General features: G+C 50.1%; 18 protein-coding genes. 15 read left to right on the forward strand and 3 right to left on the reverse strand.

Features of this window, described 5'->3' with window-relative positions; genetic code table 11:
* The first annotated feature begins 158 nt into the window (after positions 1-158).
* From ABD836_RS00555 to ABD836_RS00600, 11 genes are all read left to right on the forward strand, one after another.
* Entirely contained in the window at positions 159-2,069 is a 1,911-nt protein-coding gene (locus ABD836_RS00555; RefSeq protein WP_344931742.1) for a sigma 54-interacting transcriptional regulator, read from the forward strand.
* Between the two features lie 213 nt (positions 2,070-2,282).
* Complete coding sequence (locus ABD836_RS00560; protein WP_344931745.1) at positions 2,283-3,635, forward strand: wax ester/triacylglycerol synthase family O-acyltransferase; 1,353 nt, start codon at positions 2,283-2,285, stop codon at positions 3,633-3,635.
* Positions 3,632-4,798 (forward strand): alpha/beta fold hydrolase, encoded by a 1,167-nt coding sequence (locus ABD836_RS00565; RefSeq protein ID WP_344931748.1) that lies wholly within the window; start codon positions 3,632-3,634, stop codon positions 4,796-4,798. The genes ABD836_RS00560 and ABD836_RS00565 overlap by 4 nt, the downstream gene beginning before the upstream one ends.
* 89 nt (positions 4,799-4,887) lie before the next feature.
* Complete coding sequence (locus tag ABD836_RS00570; protein WP_344931750.1) at positions 4,888-5,460, forward strand: cytochrome c oxidase subunit 3 family protein; 573 nt, start codon at positions 4,888-4,890, stop codon at positions 5,458-5,460.
* 1 nt (position 5,461) lies between these two features.
* Positions 5,462-5,713, forward strand: a complete 252-nt coding sequence (locus ABD836_RS00575; protein ID WP_344931752.1) for a cytochrome C oxidase subunit IV family protein — start codon at positions 5,462-5,464, stop codon at positions 5,711-5,713.
* A gap of 244 nt (positions 5,714-5,957) precedes the next feature.
* Positions 5,958-6,683 (forward strand): NAD(P)-dependent oxidoreductase, encoded by a 726-nt coding sequence (locus ABD836_RS00580; protein WP_344931754.1) that lies wholly within the window; start codon positions 5,958-5,960, stop codon positions 6,681-6,683.
* A gap of 76 nt (positions 6,684-6,759) precedes the next feature.
* Entirely contained in the window at positions 6,760-7,335 is a 576-nt protein-coding gene (locus tag ABD836_RS00585) for a YdeI/OmpD-associated family protein (protein ID WP_344931756.1), read from the forward strand.
* 221 nt (positions 7,336-7,556) lie between these two features.
* Positions 7,557-7,748 carry a glyoxalase superfamily protein gene (locus tag ABD836_RS19460; protein WP_425582997.1) on the forward strand — a complete coding sequence of 64 codons (192 nt, stop codon included), beginning with the start codon at positions 7,557-7,559 and terminating at the stop codon, positions 7,746-7,748.
* 159 nt (positions 7,749-7,907) lie between these two features.
* A complete protein-coding gene (locus tag ABD836_RS00590; protein WP_344931758.1) occupies positions 7,908-8,714 on the forward strand; it encodes an enoyl-CoA hydratase-related protein in 807 nt (268 codons plus the stop codon).
* A gap of 319 nt (positions 8,715-9,033) precedes the next feature.
* Positions 9,034-12,516 carry an indolepyruvate ferredoxin oxidoreductase family protein gene (locus tag ABD836_RS00595; RefSeq protein ID WP_344931760.1) on the forward strand — a complete coding sequence of 1,161 codons (3,483 nt, stop codon included), beginning with the start codon at positions 9,034-9,036 and terminating at the stop codon, positions 12,514-12,516.
* A gap of 51 nt (positions 12,517-12,567) precedes the next feature.
* The gene (locus tag ABD836_RS00600; protein WP_344931762.1) at positions 12,568-13,623 is read left to right on the forward strand and encodes a Glu/Leu/Phe/Val family dehydrogenase; all 1,056 of its coding nucleotides are present in this window, start codon (positions 12,568-12,570) and stop codon (positions 13,621-13,623) included.
* Between the two features lie 24 nt (positions 13,624-13,647).
* Here ABD836_RS00600 and ABD836_RS00605 read toward each other — a convergent pair whose 3' ends face one another.
* The gene (locus ABD836_RS00605) at positions 13,648-14,625 is read right to left on the reverse strand and encodes an NAD(P)H-dependent flavin oxidoreductase (RefSeq protein ID WP_344931763.1); all 978 of its coding nucleotides are present in this window, start codon (positions 14,623-14,625) and stop codon (positions 13,648-13,650) included.
* Between the two features lie 134 nt (positions 14,626-14,759).
* Here ABD836_RS00605 and ABD836_RS00610 point away from each other — a divergent pair, with 134 nt between their 5' ends.
* The 4 genes from ABD836_RS00610 to ABD836_RS00625 all read left to right on the forward strand — a co-directional run bounded on the left by ABD836_RS00610 (position 14,760) and on the right by ABD836_RS00625 (position 18,847).
* Positions 14,760-15,755, forward strand: coding sequence for a GlxA family transcriptional regulator (locus ABD836_RS00610; protein ID WP_344931764.1), 996 nt, complete (start codon positions 14,760-14,762; stop codon positions 15,753-15,755).
* Between the two features lie 120 nt (positions 15,756-15,875).
* A complete protein-coding gene (locus ABD836_RS00615; protein WP_344931765.1) occupies positions 15,876-16,496 on the forward strand; it encodes a TetR/AcrR family transcriptional regulator in 621 nt (206 codons plus the stop codon).
* A 37-nt stretch (positions 16,497-16,533) separates the two neighbouring features.
* Complete coding sequence (locus tag ABD836_RS00620) at positions 16,534-18,054, forward strand: WS/DGAT/MGAT family O-acyltransferase (RefSeq protein ID WP_344931766.1); 1,521 nt, start codon at positions 16,534-16,536, stop codon at positions 18,052-18,054.
* A complete protein-coding gene (locus ABD836_RS00625) occupies positions 18,038-18,847 on the forward strand; it encodes a lipase family alpha/beta hydrolase (RefSeq protein WP_344931767.1) in 810 nt (269 codons plus the stop codon). Before ABD836_RS00620 ends, ABD836_RS00625 begins: the two co-directional genes overlap by 17 nt.
* A 66-nt stretch (positions 18,848-18,913) precedes the next feature.
* On the opposite strand, the gene ABD836_RS00630 is transcribed toward ABD836_RS00625, so the two are convergent.
* The gene (locus tag ABD836_RS00630) at positions 18,914-19,504 is read right to left on the reverse strand and encodes a tRNA-uridine aminocarboxypropyltransferase (protein WP_344931768.1); all 591 of its coding nucleotides are present in this window, start codon (positions 19,502-19,504) and stop codon (positions 18,914-18,916) included.
* 9 nt (positions 19,505-19,513) lie between these two features.
* Positions 19,514-19,981, reverse strand: a complete 468-nt coding sequence (locus ABD836_RS00635; RefSeq protein WP_344931769.1) for an acyl-CoA thioesterase — start codon at positions 19,979-19,981, stop codon at positions 19,514-19,516.
* Positions 19,982-20,086 lie beyond the last annotated feature (105 nt).

Here is a 20,086-nt window from a genome sequence, read left to right on the forward strand (position 1 = left end):
AACAATGTCTTAACTATTCAATTTATAACGAAATTACTTATTTTGGCATCGCCAAGTCGCAAGCTTTTAACAACGCATTTGCAGATATATACGCAAAAGAGTAGTCAAAAAATACGCAATTGCGTAGAGTGGTGTTTGCATAATGACTGAGGCAGATCATGTTTGATCTTATGGATTCCAATGACGAGTGGGGAAAGCTGGCGTACTGGATGCGCAATGCCGCATTTGAGCAATGCCCAGAACCGCTGATGGTCTTAGACCCCGTTAATAACCGCTATGTCGATTGCAATATTGCTGCCACCAACTTACTTGGTTATAGCCGCCAAGAAATTTTGCGCATGCCAATATCGGCCATTCACGGTCAGGAACTTGGTCAATTGATTGTGTTTACTGAGCAGGTGCTTGCTCAGGGGCAGGCGTGGAGTAACCGTATTTCCTGCCGCTTAAAAAATGAACTGCGCATACCGGTAGAGCTCTCGGGTGCCCGGGCCATTATTAAACGACAGGAATACCTCGTGGTCGCGATGCACGATGTGTCATCGACCGAGCGCAGCCGTGATCAAGCTGAAGCGGATAGGTTGGTTCGTGGCGGCTTGCTAGAGTGGAAGCATCTACAAAGTGTTTTTCAGCAGGGTGAGCGTGAAAATTTCTTGATGCTGACCTCCGTCGGGGATGGGATTTACTGTGTTGATACCGATGGTCTTTGCACTTTTATGAACCCCGCAGGTATGCGCTTATTTGGCCGCAGCGACAGCGATGTACTCGGTCACAATGTCCATTATGTTCATCATCATACCCATGGCGATGGCAGTCACTACCCAGTAGAAGAGTGCCCGATTTACGCGGCAATTCGCGACGGCGTTGTTCATGAGGGTTGCCAAGAAGTGTTCTGGAAGCATGATGGCACGCCATTTCCGGTCGAATTCACCAGTACTCCAATTATTCAAGACAGTAAAATCATTGGCGCAGTGGTGGTGTTTCGCGATATCAGTGGGCGACTGCGCACTGAGCAACAATTGCACGAAGCGCTAGAGGAGCTTGAAGAGCTTAAGTCGCGACTCGAAGACGAGAACGCCTACTTGCAGCAGGAGTTTCTGATCGAGCAACGCTATAGCGGAATTATTGGTGAAAGTGCCGTGGTTCGCCGTTTGCTGGAACAGATTGATATGGTCGCGCAAACCGACGCCAATGTGCTGATTACTGGAGAGTCCGGTACCGGCAAAGAGCTAATCGCGCGAGCGATCCATGAGGCAAGTGCGCGCCGCGACAAACCCATGATTCGGGTGAATTGCGCAGCGATACCCGCTGAGTTATTTGAGAGCGAGTTTTTTGGTCATATTCGCGGCGCATTTACCGGCGCGGTGCGGGACCGAATTGGGCGATTTGAATTGGCCAATGGCGGCACCTTATTCCTAGACGAGGTTGGCGAGATACCTCTTGAGCTGCAAAGTAAGTTGCTGCGGGTGCTGCAAGAAGGCCAGCTTGAGCGAGTGGGCGAGGAACGTACCCGCGACGTCAATGTGCGGGTGATCGCCGCAACCAATAAAGATCTCCAGCTAGAGGCAAAGCGTCAGCGTTTCCGTGAAGATCTGTATTTCCGCCTTAATGTTTTTCCAATTCACTCGCCGCCGTTGCGTGAGCGCGGCAGTGATATTGTGGTGTTGGCGAGTCATTTTTTAGAGCAGGCCTGTCAAAAGTTTGGCCAAGAAAATACCCGCTTACGCCAAGCAGATCTGCGTCAATTGCAGCAATATCCCTGGCCGGGGAATATACGTGAATTGCAAAATGTTATGGAGCGGGCGGCCATCACGTCTCGCAATGGGCGCGCGCTTATCGATTTACCGGTTAACGAAAACGCGCCGAATTTAACCGCCGAAAGTGGTGGCAATAGCGTAGTGATTTTGTCTGATGATGAAATGCAGGCAAAGCTGCGCAGCAATATGCTGGCGGCGCTTGAGCAGACAGATTGGAAACTGTTTGGGGAGGATGGTGCCGCCGCTTTATTAGGCATGAAACCGACAACCTTGGCATCACGTATCAAACGGATGGGTTTAAACGGCCGTAAATAGCGCTTGGCTACTGCTCTGTTGACCGGGCTGGGCTTGGCCTGTGTGCTATATAATGATCTAATTGAGGGGTGATTTATGCCGATGTTTGCAGTTGATTATGTCGTTGCTTAACGGCAAAGTGCCGATTTCGGTAGTGAGTACAGCAACTTACTAAGATAAGAAAACGCTAATTTTTAAAGCGTAGGCAATACCGTGGTTTTCTAAAGGATTTTCATGACACATTTTCTCAAGCCCTATGAGCGCAGTTGGTTGATGTTGGGCTCAAAGTCGACGCCAATGCACTTGGGCGCACTGTTGATATTTAAACTCCCAGCGCGAGGCGCCAAAAGCTATATTAGTAATTTGATTACTATGTTGCGGGCGCAGAATACCGTTGTGGCGCCGTGGAATTACACCTTGGTAAAAGGGCTGCGACCCAGTTGGTCAGAAACTGCTGAGGTCGACCTCGACTACCATGTTAGGCATATTGCCTTGCCGGAACCGGGTGGTGAGCGGGAGTTGGGAGGCTTGGTGTCGCGTTTACATAGCCACACCTTAGACATGCAGCGGCCACTGTGGGAGTGTCACCTTATTGAAGGGTTGAGTGACGGCCGTTTCGCGCTGTTTATAAAAATGCACCACTCGCTTACAGATACCAGTGGGTTTATCAGGCTATTAACCTCTTGGTTAAGTCCCTCTAAATCGGCTCAGCTCAGCGCGGCGCCGTGGGCGACGCCCTCCGCGGCAGACATCAACCATGACAGCTGGACGCAACCCTTAATCGAAAATGCTCTGAATCCTAAGCAGGCATTGCAGTCTGGGCTTGCCATGGGCGGGGCTTTCACCCGTTTGTTGCGCAGCAGTGCAAGACCAGGGCTTAAGCGTCCGTATCAAGCGCCACGTTCGCCGCTCAATGTTAAAATTGGGCCGTCACGACGCTTGGCAACACAGCAATACTCCCTCGCGCGCTTGTCGACCTTGGCAGAGGCGAGTTCCAGTTCCCTTGAAAGCCTCATTTTATACCTCTGCGCCACAGCGCTGCGGCGATTTTTTAAAGAGTATAACGCGCTACCTGATGCGCCATTGATCGCGGCTGTTCCCCGTCGTCCGGGCAGTGATAACGGTGCGACAATCGAATTGGTAAGCTTGGCGAGTGATATTGCTGATCCGGTAAGACGGCTGGCAGCAATCAATCAATCTTATCTCGCCGCTAAGTCGCACATTGCGGAAGTGCCCGACGGACTTCAGTGGCTTTATACCGGCATCACCGCCATGCCGTATTTGTTGGGGCAGTTAAGTGGCGCCAGCGCATTTGTGCCGGCAATGTTTAATATCAGTATTCACAGTGAGCAAGGACCGGAAGCGGCTCAGTACTGTAACGGCGCTGAGCTTTTGGATTTGTATCCTATGTTTCCCCTTGCGCAAGACGGGGCCTTAAGTATTACCTGTTTGTATTATGCCGGTGACGCGCATATTGGTATTTGCGGTGCGCGAGAAACCTTGCCGAGTTTGCAACGTTTGGCATTGTATATGGAGCAAGCATTAATAGGTCTAGAGTCAATACTTATCGACGGGGAAACCGCATGAGCGAACGCAAATTAAGTCGCAGGCTTCGCGAACAAAGCTTGGTAGTTAATCAGCGTTTAACCAGCGCGATAGACAATGGTTTTGACTGGCTGTTTCGGCGTGATCGTTTAATTAAATCGGGGCGCACTTGGTTTGAGCTTGTGCACGACGGCGACCCAATGGCGGTGCGCTACTACGAATTGCCTGATGAAAAAGACATCCAGTTGGTTGACGGCAGTCGCATGGAAATTGAACGGCGCCAATTTGCAGTGCCGCTTGTACTGGTGCCACCACTTGGGGTGACCACCGAGACCTTTGATTTAATGCCCCAGCGCAGTCTGGTGCGCTATATGGTGGCTCGTGGCTTTAAAGTTTATTTGATCGATTGGGGGCGTCCAAATAAAGCGCATGCGCACTTGGGTTTAAGTGATTACGCCGATGAAATGTTTGGCACCGCCTTGGCTAAAATTCGCGCGCACTCGGGCAGTAAAGATGTTTCCTTGATGGGCTGGTGTATGGGCGGTTTGCTAAGTTTGCTGCACCAGGGCCTGGCGCAAGACCCGCATATTCGCAACATTGTCACCATCGCCAGCCCAATAGACTTGCGGGGCGGCGGTATTATCGCCGGCGTTGCGCAAACCCTGAACGGCCCCGCTCAGCTGGTGCGTAAATACAGTGATTTCCGTTTAAATTTGCTCAAGCCTGCACTAACCCACTCGCCGGGTTGGCTAACTACAGTCACCTTTAAGTTAACGGACCCAATAGGCAGTGTAACCACCTACTGGGATTTGTTAACGGGGATAGCCGATCGTGCCTTTGTTGAGTCGCACTCTACAACGTCGGACTACCTGAATAATATGTTGATGTATCCGGGTGGCGTGGTGCGCGAAATGGCGATATCGGTGGGTGTCGACAATAAGCTAGCGGCAGGGAAAATTGAGATTGGCGATAAGCTGGCCGAGCTCGATAAAATTACTTCGTCGCTATTGTCCTTCGCCGGTGAAACCGACGTCTTGGTGCCGCCTAAAATCGCTGAGAAAATTATCGACGTTGTCGCCTCCAAGGAAAAAATATTCCGCACGGCGCCCGGTGGGCATATGGGGGTAATTCTTGGCAGCAATGCGCAAAGAGCCGTGTGGGCGCAAAGTGCCGACTGGCTGAGTTTGCGTTCATCTGCGGTGTAAATACCGCACGCGGGTTAAATTTTTCCGAATAGGATATTTAATTTCGCTGTGCTACTTTAGCGGCTCAAAAATAATAATTAGAGGCCGCTGTGGACGTTGCAGTCAAGGAAAAACACATACCGGGCGAGGCGGGGATCTGGATCTTTGTGCTGGGTGATATGTTTGTCTTTGGTCTGTTCTTTGTGACCTTCGCTTATTATCGCAGTTTAGATATTGCTTTATTTCAACAGTCGCAAGTCAAACTGAATCTAAACTGGGGTGCATTAAACACGGTTTTGTTGCTAACCAGTTCGTGGTTTGTGGTGGTTGGCATGAGTGCGATTCGGCAGGGTATTAGGCGCATGGCGCGTGTATGTCTGGCGCTGGCGTGGCTATGCGGGCTCGGTTTTGGCGTGGTTAAATTTTTTGAGTACGGCGAAAAAATCAGTCACGGCATTACCCTGACCACCAATGATTTTTTCATGTATTACTACATTCTCACCGGTATTCATTTTCTGCATTTGCTTATTGGTATGGGCGTGTTGAGCTATATGATTTTGCGTCTAGGTCGAAATAACACCCTCGCAAAAGATTTACCGGTGCTAGAAAGCGGCGCGACCTACTGGCATATGGTTGACCTGCTATGGATTATTCTTTTTTCCATCCTCTATTTGATTCATTAATATGAAATCAATCTTGCTGCAGACTAATACCGCCATTTGGGCCTTGCTGGCTCTGGCGACCGCATTGACCTGGTATATGGGCAGCGACGCCACACTGAATATGCCTGCGATCATGTTGCTGATCGCATTTTTTAAAACACGCTTGGTCATTATGCATTTTATGGAAGTGAATCAGGCGCCCATTGCACTTCGCCTTGCTGGCGAGACTTGGGGAATCGTGTGCTGTGCGGCGCTGATTTTTTTGTATTCATAAACTTGGCTTTTTATATTGTAGATAGTATTGATTTACATCCCGTCATTTAGCCCCGCAATAAAATTTAACGCTTTGCAGACGGTTACCTTTCGGCTTTGCCTATGGCGCAATAAACGCTATATTTCTGCAACGCTAGGGATTATGTTCAGATTTAAACTGGCGGTATACAAGTTTATTCAAGGGATGAATTACGTGAGTGATGAGTGTTGGTTTCTGCATGTCCCAAGGGTGAGGGGCTGAAAATATGAACGTCTTGGTTGTTGGCGGCAGTGGTGCAACTGGCCGCTTGCTCGTGCGACAGTTATTGAACGGTGGGCTATCCGTTACAGCGATCGTGAGGTCTCCTGAGAAATTTATCGAGATCCTGGGGCCACAGGAGCACTTGTCAGTAGTGAGCGCTGCAGTGTTGGATTTGAGCGATGAGGAACTTGTTCAGTATGTGGGCGAATGCGAAGCGGTTGCCTCGTGTTTGGGGCACACCTTGAGCCTCAAAGGGGTTTATGGCCATCCTCGGCGTCTGGTGAGTGATGCTACTCGGCGTCTGTGCAAGGCGATAACAGCGAGCAAGCCTAAGAAGCCAGTGAAATTTGTGCTCATGAATTCGACCGGCTGCCGCAATCATGATTTGGCAGAAGTGGTATCGTTGGCAGAAAGCGGGGTTGTCGGCTTGCTCCGGTGGCTTGTTCCGCCGCATGCAGATAATGAACAAGCGGCAGCATACCTGCGCAGCCACATCGGCCTAAATGACGCATGCATTGAATGGTGTGTTGTCCGTCCCGACAGTCTGGTCGATATCGACGACGTTTCGAAATATGAAATACATCCATCACCGATCAGAAGTGCGATATTTAATTCGGGCAAGACGAGTCGAATCAACGTTGCTCACTTTATGGCTGAGCTGATCACTAATGACGCGGTGTGGAAAGCATGGAAGGGAGCAACACCGGTTATTTATAATGTTGAAGAATAAATTACTGAAATGCAGATAATCCACAAGGTGTAGCATTGCTCCTATCTGTTCGTAGCATCAAAGAGAATCTCGTTTTATGCCAGAACCCGATCTAGATAAAATTAAAGCCTTTGCATCGCCAAACGATTTTGGTCAATGGCTTGAAGAAAATCATGCCACTGCAAGTGAATTGTGGGTGAAGATATTTAAAATAAAATCAGGTATGCCCAGTGTGACTTGGGACCAAGTTGTCATTGAAGCCTTATGCTGGGGCTGGATTGATGGTGTTAAAAAGTCATTGGATGAGGAAACCTATCTACAGCGGGTAACGCCAAGGAAAGCGCGTAGCAAATGGTCGAAAAGGAATACTGAGCATGTCGAGCGCTTAATCAGCGAAGGCCGGATGACGGAAGCGGGGCTTGTACATGTTCGTGCTGCCAAATTAGATGGCCGATGGGCGGCGGCCTATACCGTGAGTGAAATGGAAGTACCTACAGATTTTCTTGATGCGCTAAGCTTAAAGCCAAAAGCAAAGCAATTTTATGACACGCTCACTAAATCGAGCCGTTCTGTCATTGCGCGCGGATTATTAGATGCAAAGAGGCCTGAAACGAGGCTGAGACGATTTCAGAATTTTTTAGACATGCTCGGCCGAAATGAAAAGCCGGGCTGAGGTGCTCAGGCCTTAGCGACAACAAATAACAATACAAAGGCACACAAATAGTCCTAGTGTCACAACAAGTGGCAGCTTCTCACGTCGTCATTCTGAACACGCTTCAGAAGCCAAAACCCCTGAAGTAATTCACGACAGCCCAATAAGATGGCAGATCTATAAACAAGGGCGTTCAATGCAATACGCTACGTTTTGACTGAATAACTCCGCAGCCCTGCCAAGTGAGAAAGACCTCCTTCAATGTCTTGCAATTTCAAGCGATCCCCATTATTCGAATTTTCGATGAGGCAAAGGCGAGGGCGTTTTACCTGAAATTCCTCGGTATGGCGTTGGATTACCATGCACCTCGTCGCCTTTCGAGATCGACATTAAGTGGCGTCCGTCTTTTACTAGGTCAGCAAATTCGGACTTAGTTTAATACACCAAGTCAATGTTGCCTCTGTGGGTAATGGCTTAACTAGTCTATAAATTTAACGCTCTGACTACTGATCTATCAGCTCGCCGTTGCAGCACAGCGTAAAAAAGCCGATAGTAATAGTATTCCATCATCGCTTTGCTACAGGATAACAATAATGAGTAATGAGAGTGCTTCAGTCGGTGTTCGTCGTCTAGGCCGGGTTTTGTATATCACCCTGAGTCGACCCGCGCTGAAAAACGCGATAAACGAGGACATGATCACCACCTTGTATCGCAATCTGCGTGACGCAGCGCAAGATGACAGCGTAGGTGCTGTTGTGCTGGAAGGTGCTGGCGACGCGTTCTGCGCCGGGGCAGATATTAAAAATCTAGCATTGGGTGCCGAGCATACCCGCAAATACTCTACTGAGGTGTTGTTGCGTGTGGGCGCCGAGGCGGCGATGTTATTGCACGAAATGCCCAAACCGACCATTGCCATGATCCGTGGCCCAGCTATGGGGGGCGGTTTGTCGCTGGCGCTGGCCTGCGACTTCAGGGTCGCAGACAGCACGGCCAGTCTGGGCTATGCCCACACAAAAATTGCGTTGTCTGGCGACTTTGCTGCCGCCTATTTTTTGAGTAAGTGGATGGGCGCGGGTAAAGCGCGGGAATTTTGTTTGTTAAATCCGGTCTATGGCGCGCAGGAAGCTTTTACTAGTGGCTTGTTGAGCAAGGTCTGCGATGACGCTGAGCTAGAAGCCGATGTGGCGTGCTTGGCCAAGCGCTTGGCGGAGGGGCCGACCAATGCACTGGCCTGCATTAAAGCCAATCTTAAAAACGCGGAAGAAATGAGCTGCGAAAGCTATATTGCCGAGGAGATTAAAAACTTCCAGCGTTGCCGTAATAGCGGTGAACACAAAGAGGCACTCTCTGCATTTTTAGAGAAGCGCGAGCCTAATTTTCCGCGCCAAGCGCAGGCTTAAGCCGCTAGGGAATCATTTTTTCTCAAGTAATACCCGCGTCTGATCGTAAGTCGCGGGTATTTTTTGTCCGTTACAGGTTTGTCATTAGTGAAAACTACGATTAGTCGGCTATCTATTTAATCTAATTTGATGGAAAACTTCAGCCTATTTTGGTGGGGTAGGTTCATATAAGGGATAAAAATAGCAAATTACCCCGTTTTTTAGAATAGCCAAGTCAGCACCTTGTGCGATTTGGGGCTGATTAAAATAATTTCTTCTCTGACCTAGGTCTAGACTCCTATTAAAGACACTGCGTTGTTAATAATAGGAAGGTTCCCACATGGCCCTGTCTAAATCTGCGTTAGCCATTTCCCTAGATGATAAGTATCGCTTAGATAGCACTCGAGCCTATATGACCGGTATCGAGGCTTTGGTTCGGCTGCCTATGCTTCAGCATCAGCGTGACTTGGAGCGCGGTTTAAATACGGCAGGTTTTATATCGGGTTATCGCGGTTCACCGTTGGGAAATTTGGATCAGGCGCTGTGGCAGGCTAGGCCCTATCTCGATAAACACCAAATTCAGTTTGTCCCCGGCATAAATGAAGATATGGCGGCGACAGCGGTGCGTGGCAGCCAAGAAGTGGGCTTGTTTCCCGGTGCTAAGTACGACGGTGTATTTGGTATGTGGTACGGCAAAGGTCCGGGGGTTGATCGCAGCATGGATGTGATCAAACACGCTAACGCGGTGGGTACATCGCGCTTCGGGGGCGTGTTAGCGGTAGCGGGAGATGATCACGCCGCCAAGTCCTCGACTTTACCCCATCAGTCAGAGCATATGTTTATGGGGGCCTCAATCCCGGTTTTGGCGCCCGCCAATGTGCAGGAGGTTTTGGATCTCGGTATTTTTGGCTGGGAGCTATCGCGCTACGCGGGGTGCTGGGTTGGCTTTAAGGCGATAACCGAGAATATGGACTCGGCCATATCGGCGGTGATTGATGCGCACCGGGTTAATATTGTTTTGCCTGATGATTTTGCGATGCCGGAAGACGGCGTTCACGCGCGCTGGCCAGATTCACCACTGGCACAGGAGCGACGTTTAAATAAGTACAAAATTTACGCGGCGCGGGCGTTTGCGCGAGCGAATAATCTTAATCGCATTGTTATCGACAGCCCCAAGGCTCGGCTTGGTATTGTGACCAGTGGCAAGGCCTATCTGGATGTACTGCAGGCGCTAGAGGATCTGGGTATTGATCAGCAGCAGGCCGCCGCTATTGGCTTGCGCGTCTACAAGGTTGCAATGCCTTGGCCCTTGGAGCCAGAGGCCACCCATGAATTTGCTCGGGGCTTGGAAGAAATACTGGTTGTTGAAGAAAAACGATCCATTATTGAAGACCAGATTACTGGGCAATTGTACAACTGGCCGGTAGAAGACCGCCCTCGTGTAATAGGTGAATTTGATGAGCAAGGGGCAGATTTATTACCCAATCTCAGTGAGCTGACGCCGGCGATGGTCGCCAGAGCGATCGCCTCGCGAATCCGCCGTTTTTATAAAAGTGCGGAAATTGAAAAGCGCCTTAATTTCTACAGGCAAAAAGAGCAATCGATTGCGAATAAACAGGGCGTGATTAATCGCACCCCGCATTATTGTTCGGGCTGCCCTCATAACACCTCTACGCAAGTGCCAGAAGGCAGTATCGCCTTAGGCGGTATTGGTTGTCACTATATGAGTACGTGGATGCCGTCGCGTCCCGCTATCACTTTTACGCAAATGGGCGGCGAAGGCGTAACCTGGGTAGGGCAGGCTGCGTTTACTGAGAACAAGCACGTATTTCAAAACCTTGGCGATGGCACTTATTTTCATTCGGGCAGTTTGGCTATTCGTCAATCGGTGGCGGCAAAGGTCAACATCACCTACAAAATTCTCTATAACGATGCAGTTGCGATGACGGGTGGCCAGCCTATTGACGGCACGCTGTCAGTGGATCAATTAATTTTACAGCTGCGTGGCGAGGGCATTAAGCGCATTGCGCTGGTGTCTGATCATCCCGAGTATTACGACGCCCCGAGCGACAATGGACTAACGATAAATCATCGCGATGATTTGCTCAGCATTGAAGAAGAGTTGCGTGAGGTCGAGGGTGTGTCGGTGCTGATCTATGAACAAACCTGTGCAGCTGAAAAACGTCGTCGCCGCAAAAAAGGCACGATGATCGACCCCAATCGTCGTATTTTTATAAACGACGCCGTGTGTGAAGGTTGCGGTGACTGTGGGCAAAAATCCAATTGCCTGTCGGTTTTGCCAAAAGAAACGGAGCTGGGCCGTAAACGCCAAATCGACCAAAGTGCATGTAATAAAGACTATTCTTGCGTCAACGGTTTTTGTCCGAGTTTTGTGTCGGTGATTGGCGGCGGACTTAAAAAACGCAGTGTTAATAGCGCCAGTAGCGACGGATTTGCCGACCTCGCTGATCCGGAGTTAGCTGCATTGAACACCCCATGGAATTTAGTCGTCACCGGAGTTGGCGGTACTGGGGTACTGACCATAACCGCAGTTTTGGCGATGGCGGCACACATCGAGGGCAAAGGCTGCGCGACCATGAATCAAACTGGTTTGGCGCAAAAATTTGGACCGGTGGTCAGTCATTTGCGGGTCGCAAAAAAACAGGAAGAGATTAATGCGGTGCGGATTCCTGCCGGTGATGCGGATCTACTATTAGGTTGTGATTTAGTGGTGTCGACTTCTGACGAGGCGATCGCCAAAGTTAACGTAGAGCGCAGCGTTGCGGTAATCAATGATACCGAGATGACTACCGCTGATTTTGTTTACCACCGCGATGCACAATTCCCCGCCGAGGCGATGAAAAAATTAATTGTTACTGAAGTGGGTAAAGGCAAAGTCGACTTTATTCAGGCTTCGGAAATTGCCAGTAATTTACTTGGCGATAGCTTGGCAAGCAATTTCTTTATGCTGGGTTACGCTTTTCAAAAAGGCTATATCCCAATCAGCTCAGAAGCTATTGTGCATGCAATACAGCTCAATGGTGTCGCTGTTGAATTTAATCAGCAAGCCTTTTTATGGGGGCGTCGCGCGGTCGACAATATGGCTGCCGTGATGTCTGCTGCGGGTGTGGCGGTAGAGCACTGGGCGCCGCTTGAAAGTCTAGATGACATAATTGAATTTCGTTCTCAACATCTCAGTAAATACCAAGATATTACTTACGCTCAAGCCTACCGTGAACGCGTCGAAAAAGTGCGCAGTGCGGAAATCAAAATTCGTGGGGAGGCCAATGAGTTAACACCGGCGGTCGCTCGCGCACTGCATAAGTTGATGAGTTATAAAGACGAGTATGAAGTGGCGCGTTTGTATAGTGACGGCGAGTTTATGAAAAAAATAAAATCCAGTTTTGATGGTAACTTTAAGTTGCAGTTTCATTTGGCGCCGCCAATTTTCGCAAAGCACGGTCGCGATGGTCTACCGAAGAAACGTGTTTTTTCAGCGTGGATGTTTAAGGCGTTTGGCGTTTTGGCGAAGTTCAAAGGCTTGCGGGGTAGTGTTTGGGATGTTTTTTCATACAGTGCTGAACGTAAAACTGAGCTGGCATTACTTGCTCAGTTTAATGAAGACCTAGATGATTTTTTACGTGTGCTGGACGCCGATAATATTGCATTGATTACGGAGATAATTGCACTGGTTGAAGAAGTACGCGGTTTTGGTCACGTTAAAGAACAAGCCATCGCACAGTATCGTGTACGCCGGCAGCAATTGCTTGGCCGTTTGCGGGGCGATGTTGTGCAATTGGTCGACATTGGCGATGCCGCCTGAGGAGAAGCAGGAGCTGGGTGCAGTTCATTGTGGTAAAACGAGGTCAACGACATGAGTGTATTTAATTCTCCCTCTTTTGATAGTCATGAACTTGTGGCGTTCAAAAATGACCCTCGCAGCGGGCTGCGCGCCATTGTTGCAATACACAATACCGCGCTGGGGCCAGCATTAGGCGGCTGCCGAATGTTTCCTTATGCGAGCCCTGAACTGGCGGTAGAAGATGTGCTGCGGCTATCGCGTGGTATGAGCTATAAATCCGCGTTGGCGGGGCTGCCTCTGGGGGGCGGCAAGGCGGTGATTATCGGCGATCCAGCGACGATGAAGAGTCGATCTTTACTGCTGGCCATGGGCGACTTTATTGAGGGATTGAACGGCCAGTATATTACGGCAGAGGATTCTGGCACTAGCGTTGCCGATTTAAAAATCATTGGCGAACGCACGGCCTATGTTTCCGGCATTATGGATGGTAGCCAGTTTGGTGGCGATCCATCGCCCTATACCGCACAGGGGGTGTTTTACGGCATAAAAGCGGCGATGGCTTTTCGTCATAATGAGAACTCCTTGCAGGGCGTGCGAGTTGCTGTTCAGGGCGCTGGCTCGGTCGGACGGTATTTGACCAAGTTGCTGATTGCAGCCGGGGCCGAAGTATTTATAGCCGATGTGAATGCCGCCAATTTAAGTTTAGCTCAAACGATGGGAGCAATACCTGTGCCGGTTGCCGATGTGTTAGGTTTGGCCGTCGATGTGCTAGCACCCTGCGCAATGGGCGCGGTGATAGACGAACAGACCGTAGGGCTTATTAATGCGGGAATCGTAGCCGGGGCCGCGAATAATCAATTAGCCATGCCGATACAGGGTGAACAACTTCGACAGCGTGGGATCTTGTATGCGCCGGATTTTGTGATTAACGCGGGCGGCATAATCGATGTCTACTATCAGCGCGCAGAGGATTCCTCGAACAGTAGCGCAGCACATGTTGAAAGAATTGGGGATACTTTGCAGGAGATTTTTGCGAGGGCCGAAAAAACCGGCGTGGCGACCGCGCAGATTGCGGAGCAACTGGCAGAAGAAATATTTCTGCCACCCGTTAAAACCGCTGCGGCCTAAGCCAGCTCGCAGCGGCGTTAATACTTAGCGGAATTGCGCAGTGGCTGCGCGGTATTCCTGTTCTAGCGTTTGAATCAGATCCTTAGTGAAAGGCACATCTTTTATTGCGCCAACACCCTGACCTGCAGACCAAATGGTTTTCCACGCATGGCCAGATTTTTCGCCATCTTTATGGTCGGCATCGACGGTGAGCTCTTCACCAAAATCGATCGACTTTGGCGCCTCAAGTTCATTTGGGTTAAGACCGGCATTTTCGATACTGGGCTTTAAGAAATTCGCAAAAACACCCGATATATTTGGTGTGTAAAAAATGTCGCTAGATTGACTGTCGACAATCATCTGCTTGTACTCAGGCTGCACCAAGCTTTCTTTAGTGTTAATAAAACGTGTGCCCATATAGGCCAGGTCTGCGCCCATGGCTTTCGCCGCAGCGATATCGTTACCCCGAGAAATGGCGCCGGCCAGCAACAGGGTTTTATCGAAAAATTCGCGTATTTCTGCAACCAGTGCAAAGGGGTTGGTCGTGCCAGCATGGCCGCCAGCGCCAGCGCAGACTGCGATCAGGCCATCGACGCCTGCACCGGCAGCTTTACGTGCGTGACGAGCGTTGATGACGTCATGGAATACCAAACCACCGTAGCTGTGAATAGCTTCGATTACTTCTTTCACGGCGCCCAGCGAGGTGATCACAATTGGGACCTGGTGCTTAACACACAGGGCTAAGTCGGCGTGAAGGCGCGGATTTGATTTGTGAACAATTAAGTTTACGGCAAAGGGCGCGGGTTTTTCGCCGGTTTCCTGCTCATGTGCTTGCAGGGCGGCATTGATACTAATGAGCCACTCTTCAAACCCTTCGCTGCTGCGCTGGTTTAATGCGGGAAACGAGCCAACCATGCCTGCTTTACAGGTTTCGATAACAAGGTCAGGGCCGGAGGCCAAGAACATGGGGGCGACCACGGCGGGTAGACGGAGGCGGTTTTCCAGTAATGTGGGAAGGCTCATATAGCGTAATACTCTTATCGGTAAAGTCGAGTGACTACTTTAGGGCTTATGATGGCCTTGGTACAGTGTCAGTATTGACATTAAAAGTGTTGATAGTGACACTGCAAGTTTGGAGCTACTAAAGAGGACGCACCGTGACCAAGGTCTATGTTGTCGCCTACCCAGGTTGTTATGCCGGTAGTCTGTCCAATCCCCAGGACTTGTATATGGTCGCCAATGCCCATTGGCGCGATCAGTACAGAGGTGAGGAAGGTGTTTTTGAATGGCAAACCTTGTCCTTAGATGGCGGGCCGGTTACCACGGCGTCTCATCTACGAGTAGTGGTTGACGGCCCGCTAGTTGATCTAGAACCAGAGAGCATTGTTGTGGTGCCGGCAATGGCCTACCCGGGCGGTCGCGAATTTAATAAAACACTGGAATCCTTGCGCCCACTTGTCGCTTGGCTGGTACGACAATACGCCAATAATTGCACGATTTGCAGCCACTGTACTGGCAGCTTTATTGTGGCGGAGACCGGTTTGCTGGATGGCCTTAATGCAACGACCAGTTGGTGGTTGGCGGAGCAGTTTCAGCAGCGTTATCCAAATATAACGCTGCACGCGGATCAATTGGTGGTGGATGAAGGGCGTTTACTAACCGGCGGCGCCAATGGCGCAGAAATGGTCGCAGCCCTGACCATGGTTGAGCGCTATATGGGCACGGCTGTGGCGTCGCAATGTGCCAGAACACTCTTGGTGGATACCAATCTTACTCAGCAAGCACCATACCTCACCTTGCCACGCCAGAAAGAGCACAACGACGCGCTCATGCTGGAAGTCCAAGATTACTTAGGGAAAAACCTGAAAGCGGCAATTTCTTTAGAAAACTTGGCCGAACAATTTTGCATTAGCTCACGAACCTTAATGCGCCGCTTCAAAGCTGCGGTTGGCGATACCCCCAACAGCTATTTACAGAACTTACGCATTGAGGCGGCAAAAAAATTATTTGAAGCCACCAGCCTGTCTACCGATGCGGTCATGGTGCGGATTGGCTATGCGGACCCTAGCTCGTTCAATCGGCTATTCCAGCGTAAAACCGGCTTAAGCCCTAGGGCATATCGATTGAAGTTTGGTGCTGCAGCGAATCGCTAATAGCTGCGTGGCGGGGCAGCAAGTCAGAATTATACTTCCACGATCTAAGTGTTACTCTTGAGTAGCTCTTTATAGGCTGAGTGGGTACAATTTGTTCTTTATAGCGATTGGCTTGTGACTGTGACGAAAGTAGCGGGATTGGGTAAGCGGGCCGAGCATCGCCTTGCACGTAGGGCAGAATTTATCGCAGTAGCGGCAAAAGTGTTTCTGGAGTTTGGTTTACGTGATGCAACAATGGATGATGTTGCCGCTAAGCTCGGTGTGTCTAAAGTGGTGGTGTATCGTTATTTTAGCTCTAAAGAAGATTTAGTCGATTCCATCTTGGTTAATATGACTAACAAGCTACTTGAGCAAGATCGACTGCCATTTGCAGGCTATAAAACTTCGCTCAATCGTTCTATTAAGGTGGCGCGCGAAGACCCCGCCGCATTTCTGCTGTTAGCCCGCGACGCTAAGTCAGACCCTATTTTCTCCTGTCACCATCAAGCGGTTTGGCAGGGGGTTACCGACCGCTTAGTGAGCACGTATTTAGATTTCGGTATGGATGATTTTTATGCTCGCATGAGCGGCGAAGCGTTAATGAGCTATAGTCTTAATGTTCAGGTCTACTGGATTGAGCACGGCTGCGTGGAACGGGACGAGGAGTTTGAAGCCTGGGCCGCCGCAGGGCTTAAAGCATTGGACCAGCAGTGGCGGGTAAATTATGCGGCATCCGTAACCGAGCAACGCAATTTGAATTAGAAAAATAAAATAACTTAAACGTGCCAAGGAGATAGCTGTGCGACAACTAACTGGGCTGGATGCCTCTTTTCTTTATCTTGAAACTGCCAACTCGCCAATGCATATCGGCGGCTTTTCAATCTATGATCCCAGCACAGCACCGGGCGGCAAGGTGCGTTTTAAGCAAATAGTCGAGCATATTCATCAGCGGGCACGACGGGTACCGGCGATGACTAGCCGTTTAATGACGGTGCCATTTAGCTTGGATCATCCTTATTGGGTGGCCGATGGTGATTTTGATCCTGAATTCCATGTTCGCCATATTGCGCTACCGAAACCCGGTGATTGGCGGCAGCTTTGTATTTTAGTATCCCGTATTCATGCCCGGCCATTAGATCGCAATCGGCCACTGTGGGAGGCCTATGTCATCGAAGGTTTAGATGATGTTGAGGGCTTTCCTAAAGGTTGCTTTGCGCTCTTTACTAAAATGCACCACGCGGCGATAGACGGCGCGTCTGGGGTAGAAATAAACAGTGTGCTCCATGACCTTTCGCCAGATACGGCTACCGATATGGATAAGGTGACAGAGTTCCTTGTCGAGCAGCCGCCGAAGAAAAGTGAAATGCTGTGGCAGGCGCAAAAGAACACGCTACGGCTACCGTTTCGCTTTATTGGTATTACCAAAGACGCGGCGCCAAGTTTATATAATGCCGCCAAAGGGGTGATTTCTGGCAAGCTTAAGCGCGTCGGCAATATTCCGCGTACGCGATTTAATCGCAACGTGTCACCACACCGAGTTGTCGATGCCTTGCGGGTGAGCTTTGAAGATGTTCGCAGTATAAAAAATGCGTTTCCGCCGGTGACAGTCAATGATGTGGCGCTAACCATTGTTGGCGGCGCACTGCGTCAGTATCTGCTGGCAAAGGACGAACTACCGGAACCGAGTTTGGCGGCACTCGCGCCGATCAATATTCGCACCGAAGATAAAAAAGGTGCAGCCGGTAATGAAGTTTCGCAAATGACGGTGCTATTACGCACGGATATTGCCGATCCTAAAGAGCGCTTATTGGCGGTGAATGAAAGCACGCGCAATGCCAAAGAGTTAACCAATGCCATTGGCGCCAAAACCATGACCGATTATCTGCAGTTTACGCCGTCTACCCTAACGGCCGCTGCTGCGCGTTTATCGAGCTCTTTAAGTCTGATGAATCGCGTCACGCCTTTTTACAACTGTGTGGTGACGAATGTGCCGGGGCCGCGCATACCATTGTATTTTTGCGGCGCGAAAATGCAGGTTAGCTTCCCGACCGGACCTGCCATTGATAGCGTGGGCTTGTTTCAGGCGATATCCACCTATTGCGACGAATTTACAATAACGTTTTCTGCCTGCCGCGAGATGTTGCCTGACCCTGAGGTCTACGCCCAGTGCCTACGCGATTCTTTAGCTGCCTTGCTTGAAGCGTCTAAGCACGTGTCTGTAGCAAGCCCTGCAGTAAGCAAACCCCGAGCGCCTAGAAAAGCGAAAAGTGCGTCGTCTGCTAGCGCAAAAAAGGCGGTTTCAAATGAAAGTTCGCAGTAGTAAATCCACTGAGAAACGGCCCGCTGCACATCCAGTGCTGGCCTTGCTCGAATTGCCCCGGATGGCGGTAGATGTAGTCGCGCTTCGCACCGCTAGGCCGATATTGAAGCGAGCGCCACGGGGCGATCAGCATAGTGTCATGCTTATTCCCGGTTTCCTTGGCAGTGACCGTTACAATCAAACCCTGTGTAAATTTTTGATGCGACTTGGCTATGATGCCAGCGGCTGGACCCTGGGCAGAAATCTTGGCCCTCAGGAGGGTGTTCTCAGTGCGCTTGAAGCCCGTCTATTAGCTCAGTACACCGCTAGCGGTGGCAAAGTCAGCTTGATTGGCCACAGCCTCGGCGGTTTGTATGTGCGCGTGTTAGCGCAAAAATACCCAGACATGGTTCGGCAAGTGATTAGTCTGGGTAGCCCGATTTCGGAAAGTCTCGACTCCGGAAAAGCGGTAGCTAAGTTGTTTAAACTGCTTAATGGGCCGGCCGATCCAGTACAGCGGGCCGCGCTGCAAATAGCGCCGCCGGTGCCAACGACGGCGGTCTATTCTCGCAGCGATGGTATTGTTCACTGGCGCAATGCCATGCAGCGCGACGGTCATGCCCAGTGTCAAAATATTGCGGTCTACGGTAGTCACTCAGGACTTACCTTGAATGCGAGCGTTTGGTGGTTACTAGCGGATCGACTCGCGCAAGCTGAAGACCAATGGCAAGCCTTCGCTCCTCGCGGCTTGGCGCGGGGCATGTATCCGCTTTACCAGGGTGGCCAAGCGGCATCTGCGGTGGCCATAGCCTAATGGCTGCTCAAACTGATGCGCGCTTTACTTCTGGTAAGGCGTGCTCTTCACTAGTTTACATAGAGTTTATGGGTAGTTTTTCTTAAACGTCGCTTCGCCCATCGCGGCAATTTGTAGATCAATCATTTTATTGAACGCCAATAAAATATTGGAAAAGTCCTGCTGTGCATGCAGTTCATTTAGTGCACAGACACCCGCCTCAATTGTTGATAAGCCGTCGGCCCGTGGTGATCGGCGAATTTTGTATTGGCTACTATTGTCAGCGTTGATCGCGTAGCAGGGTAGGGTGCTCAGCCAGGGATTAAGATGAAGCAAGCGCGCGACTTTGCGCCAGGTGCCGTCGAGTAGAATCAAGGTCGTTATTTGGTTTTTACTCAGTAGTTCACTGCTTACTGGCTTGTCGCCGGGGAATATTAATAAACTCGTCGATTGCCAATCTTCGCCAAGTATTTGCTCGGGCGCAAAAACTTCGCCGACAATAAGCTGCGCACCGGCAATGGACTTGGCTAATAGCGGTGCCGATGATAAGGCGTGCTTAGCCTCTTTGGGGTCTTGCAAAATAACAAGCCGGTAATCGGAGTGCCTTAGCACCATTACATCGCAAAGGCAGGTGCGCTGTGGTCGTTGGCAATGTGGGCAACTGGCACGTTTACTCATTGTGAATGCTCAGCTCGGCACATTTTCGCTGAAGTGGGCTAAACGTTGTTGTTTGAATTGCTCGCGAAGCACTGTTGGGATGTGACAGGGTTTGCCATCAAGCGCATAAACCATAACGACGTCGCAGAGCCCAATACAAATTCCGTCTTGAAAAAGCGCTTGGTGCATCTGTAGCGAGCTATTGCCAATATGGCCAATACCGGTGGCGACGTCTACTGGCGCGGGATATTGGCCTTCAGCCAGATAGCGCAAACGCGTTTCAATCAGCAGTATTTTATCTGGGGTTTCGGGTTTGTAAAAATCATCCCGACCGGTGATTTGTAATATTAAGCGGGCACGCGCGCTTTCGTAAAAGCGGGCAATGGCCAAGTTGTTGAGGTGGGCGTAAGCGTCCATGTCGCTAAACTGCGTATCAAGGCGCAATATATACGGGTAGTTTGTCGCTTCAAGTAGCTGTGGATCTGGTTTGTTCGCCATATGGCTTGGTATCTCTTTTTTCATATTGAGGGGGGATTTTACCCGCCTAGTGACAATTAGCTATATTGATTTTAATACGCGCTTAGGTTTGCGTACTCGCAATGA

Origin of the sequence: Zhongshania borealis, from assembly GCF_039539625.1 — a bacterium.
GTDB lineage: Bacteria > Pseudomonadota > Gammaproteobacteria > Pseudomonadales > Spongiibacteraceae > Spongiibacter > Spongiibacter borealis.

What these genes read in the sequence shown, in the direction of transcription:
- ABD836_RS00555 (WP_344931742.1), top strand. Translation starts at nt 159, where the DNA reads ATGTTTGATCTTATGGATTCCAATGACGAGTGGGGAAAGCTGGCGTAC.
- ABD836_RS00560 (WP_344931745.1), top strand. Translation starts at nt 2,283, where the DNA reads ATGACACATTTTCTCAAGCCCTATGAGCGCAGTTGGTTGATGTTGGGC.
- ABD836_RS00565 (WP_344931748.1), top strand. Translation starts at nt 3,632, where the DNA reads ATGAGCGAACGCAAATTAAGTCGCAGGCTTCGCGAACAAAGCTTGGTA.
- ABD836_RS00575 (WP_344931752.1), top strand. Translation starts at nt 5,462, where the DNA reads ATGAAATCAATCTTGCTGCAGACTAATACCGCCATTTGGGCCTTGCTG.
- ABD836_RS00580 (WP_344931754.1), top strand. Translation starts at nt 5,958, where the DNA reads ATGAACGTCTTGGTTGTTGGCGGCAGTGGTGCAACTGGCCGCTTGCTC.
- ABD836_RS00585 (WP_344931756.1), top strand. Translation starts at nt 6,760, where the DNA reads ATGCCAGAACCCGATCTAGATAAAATTAAAGCCTTTGCATCGCCAAAC.
- ABD836_RS00590 (WP_344931758.1), top strand. Translation starts at nt 7,908, where the DNA reads ATGAGTAATGAGAGTGCTTCAGTCGGTGTTCGTCGTCTAGGCCGGGTT.
- ABD836_RS00595 (WP_344931760.1), top strand. Translation starts at nt 9,034, where the DNA reads ATGGCCCTGTCTAAATCTGCGTTAGCCATTTCCCTAGATGATAAGTAT.
- ABD836_RS00600 (WP_344931762.1), top strand. Translation starts at nt 12,568, where the DNA reads ATGAGTGTATTTAATTCTCCCTCTTTTGATAGTCATGAACTTGTGGCG.
- ABD836_RS00605 (WP_344931763.1), bottom strand. Translation starts at nt 14,625, where the DNA reads ATGAGCCTTCCCACATTACTGGAAAACCGCCTCCGTCTACCCGCCGTG.
- ABD836_RS00625 (WP_344931767.1), top strand. Translation starts at nt 18,038, where the DNA reads ATGAAAGTTCGCAGTAGTAAATCCACTGAGAAACGGCCCGCTGCACAT.
- ABD836_RS00630 (WP_344931768.1), bottom strand. Translation starts at nt 19,504, where the DNA reads ATGAGTAAACGTGCCAGTTGCCCACATTGCCAACGACCACAGCGCACC.
- ABD836_RS00635 (WP_344931769.1), bottom strand. Translation starts at nt 19,981, where the DNA reads ATGGCGAACAAACCAGATCCACAGCTACTTGAAGCGACAAACTACCCG.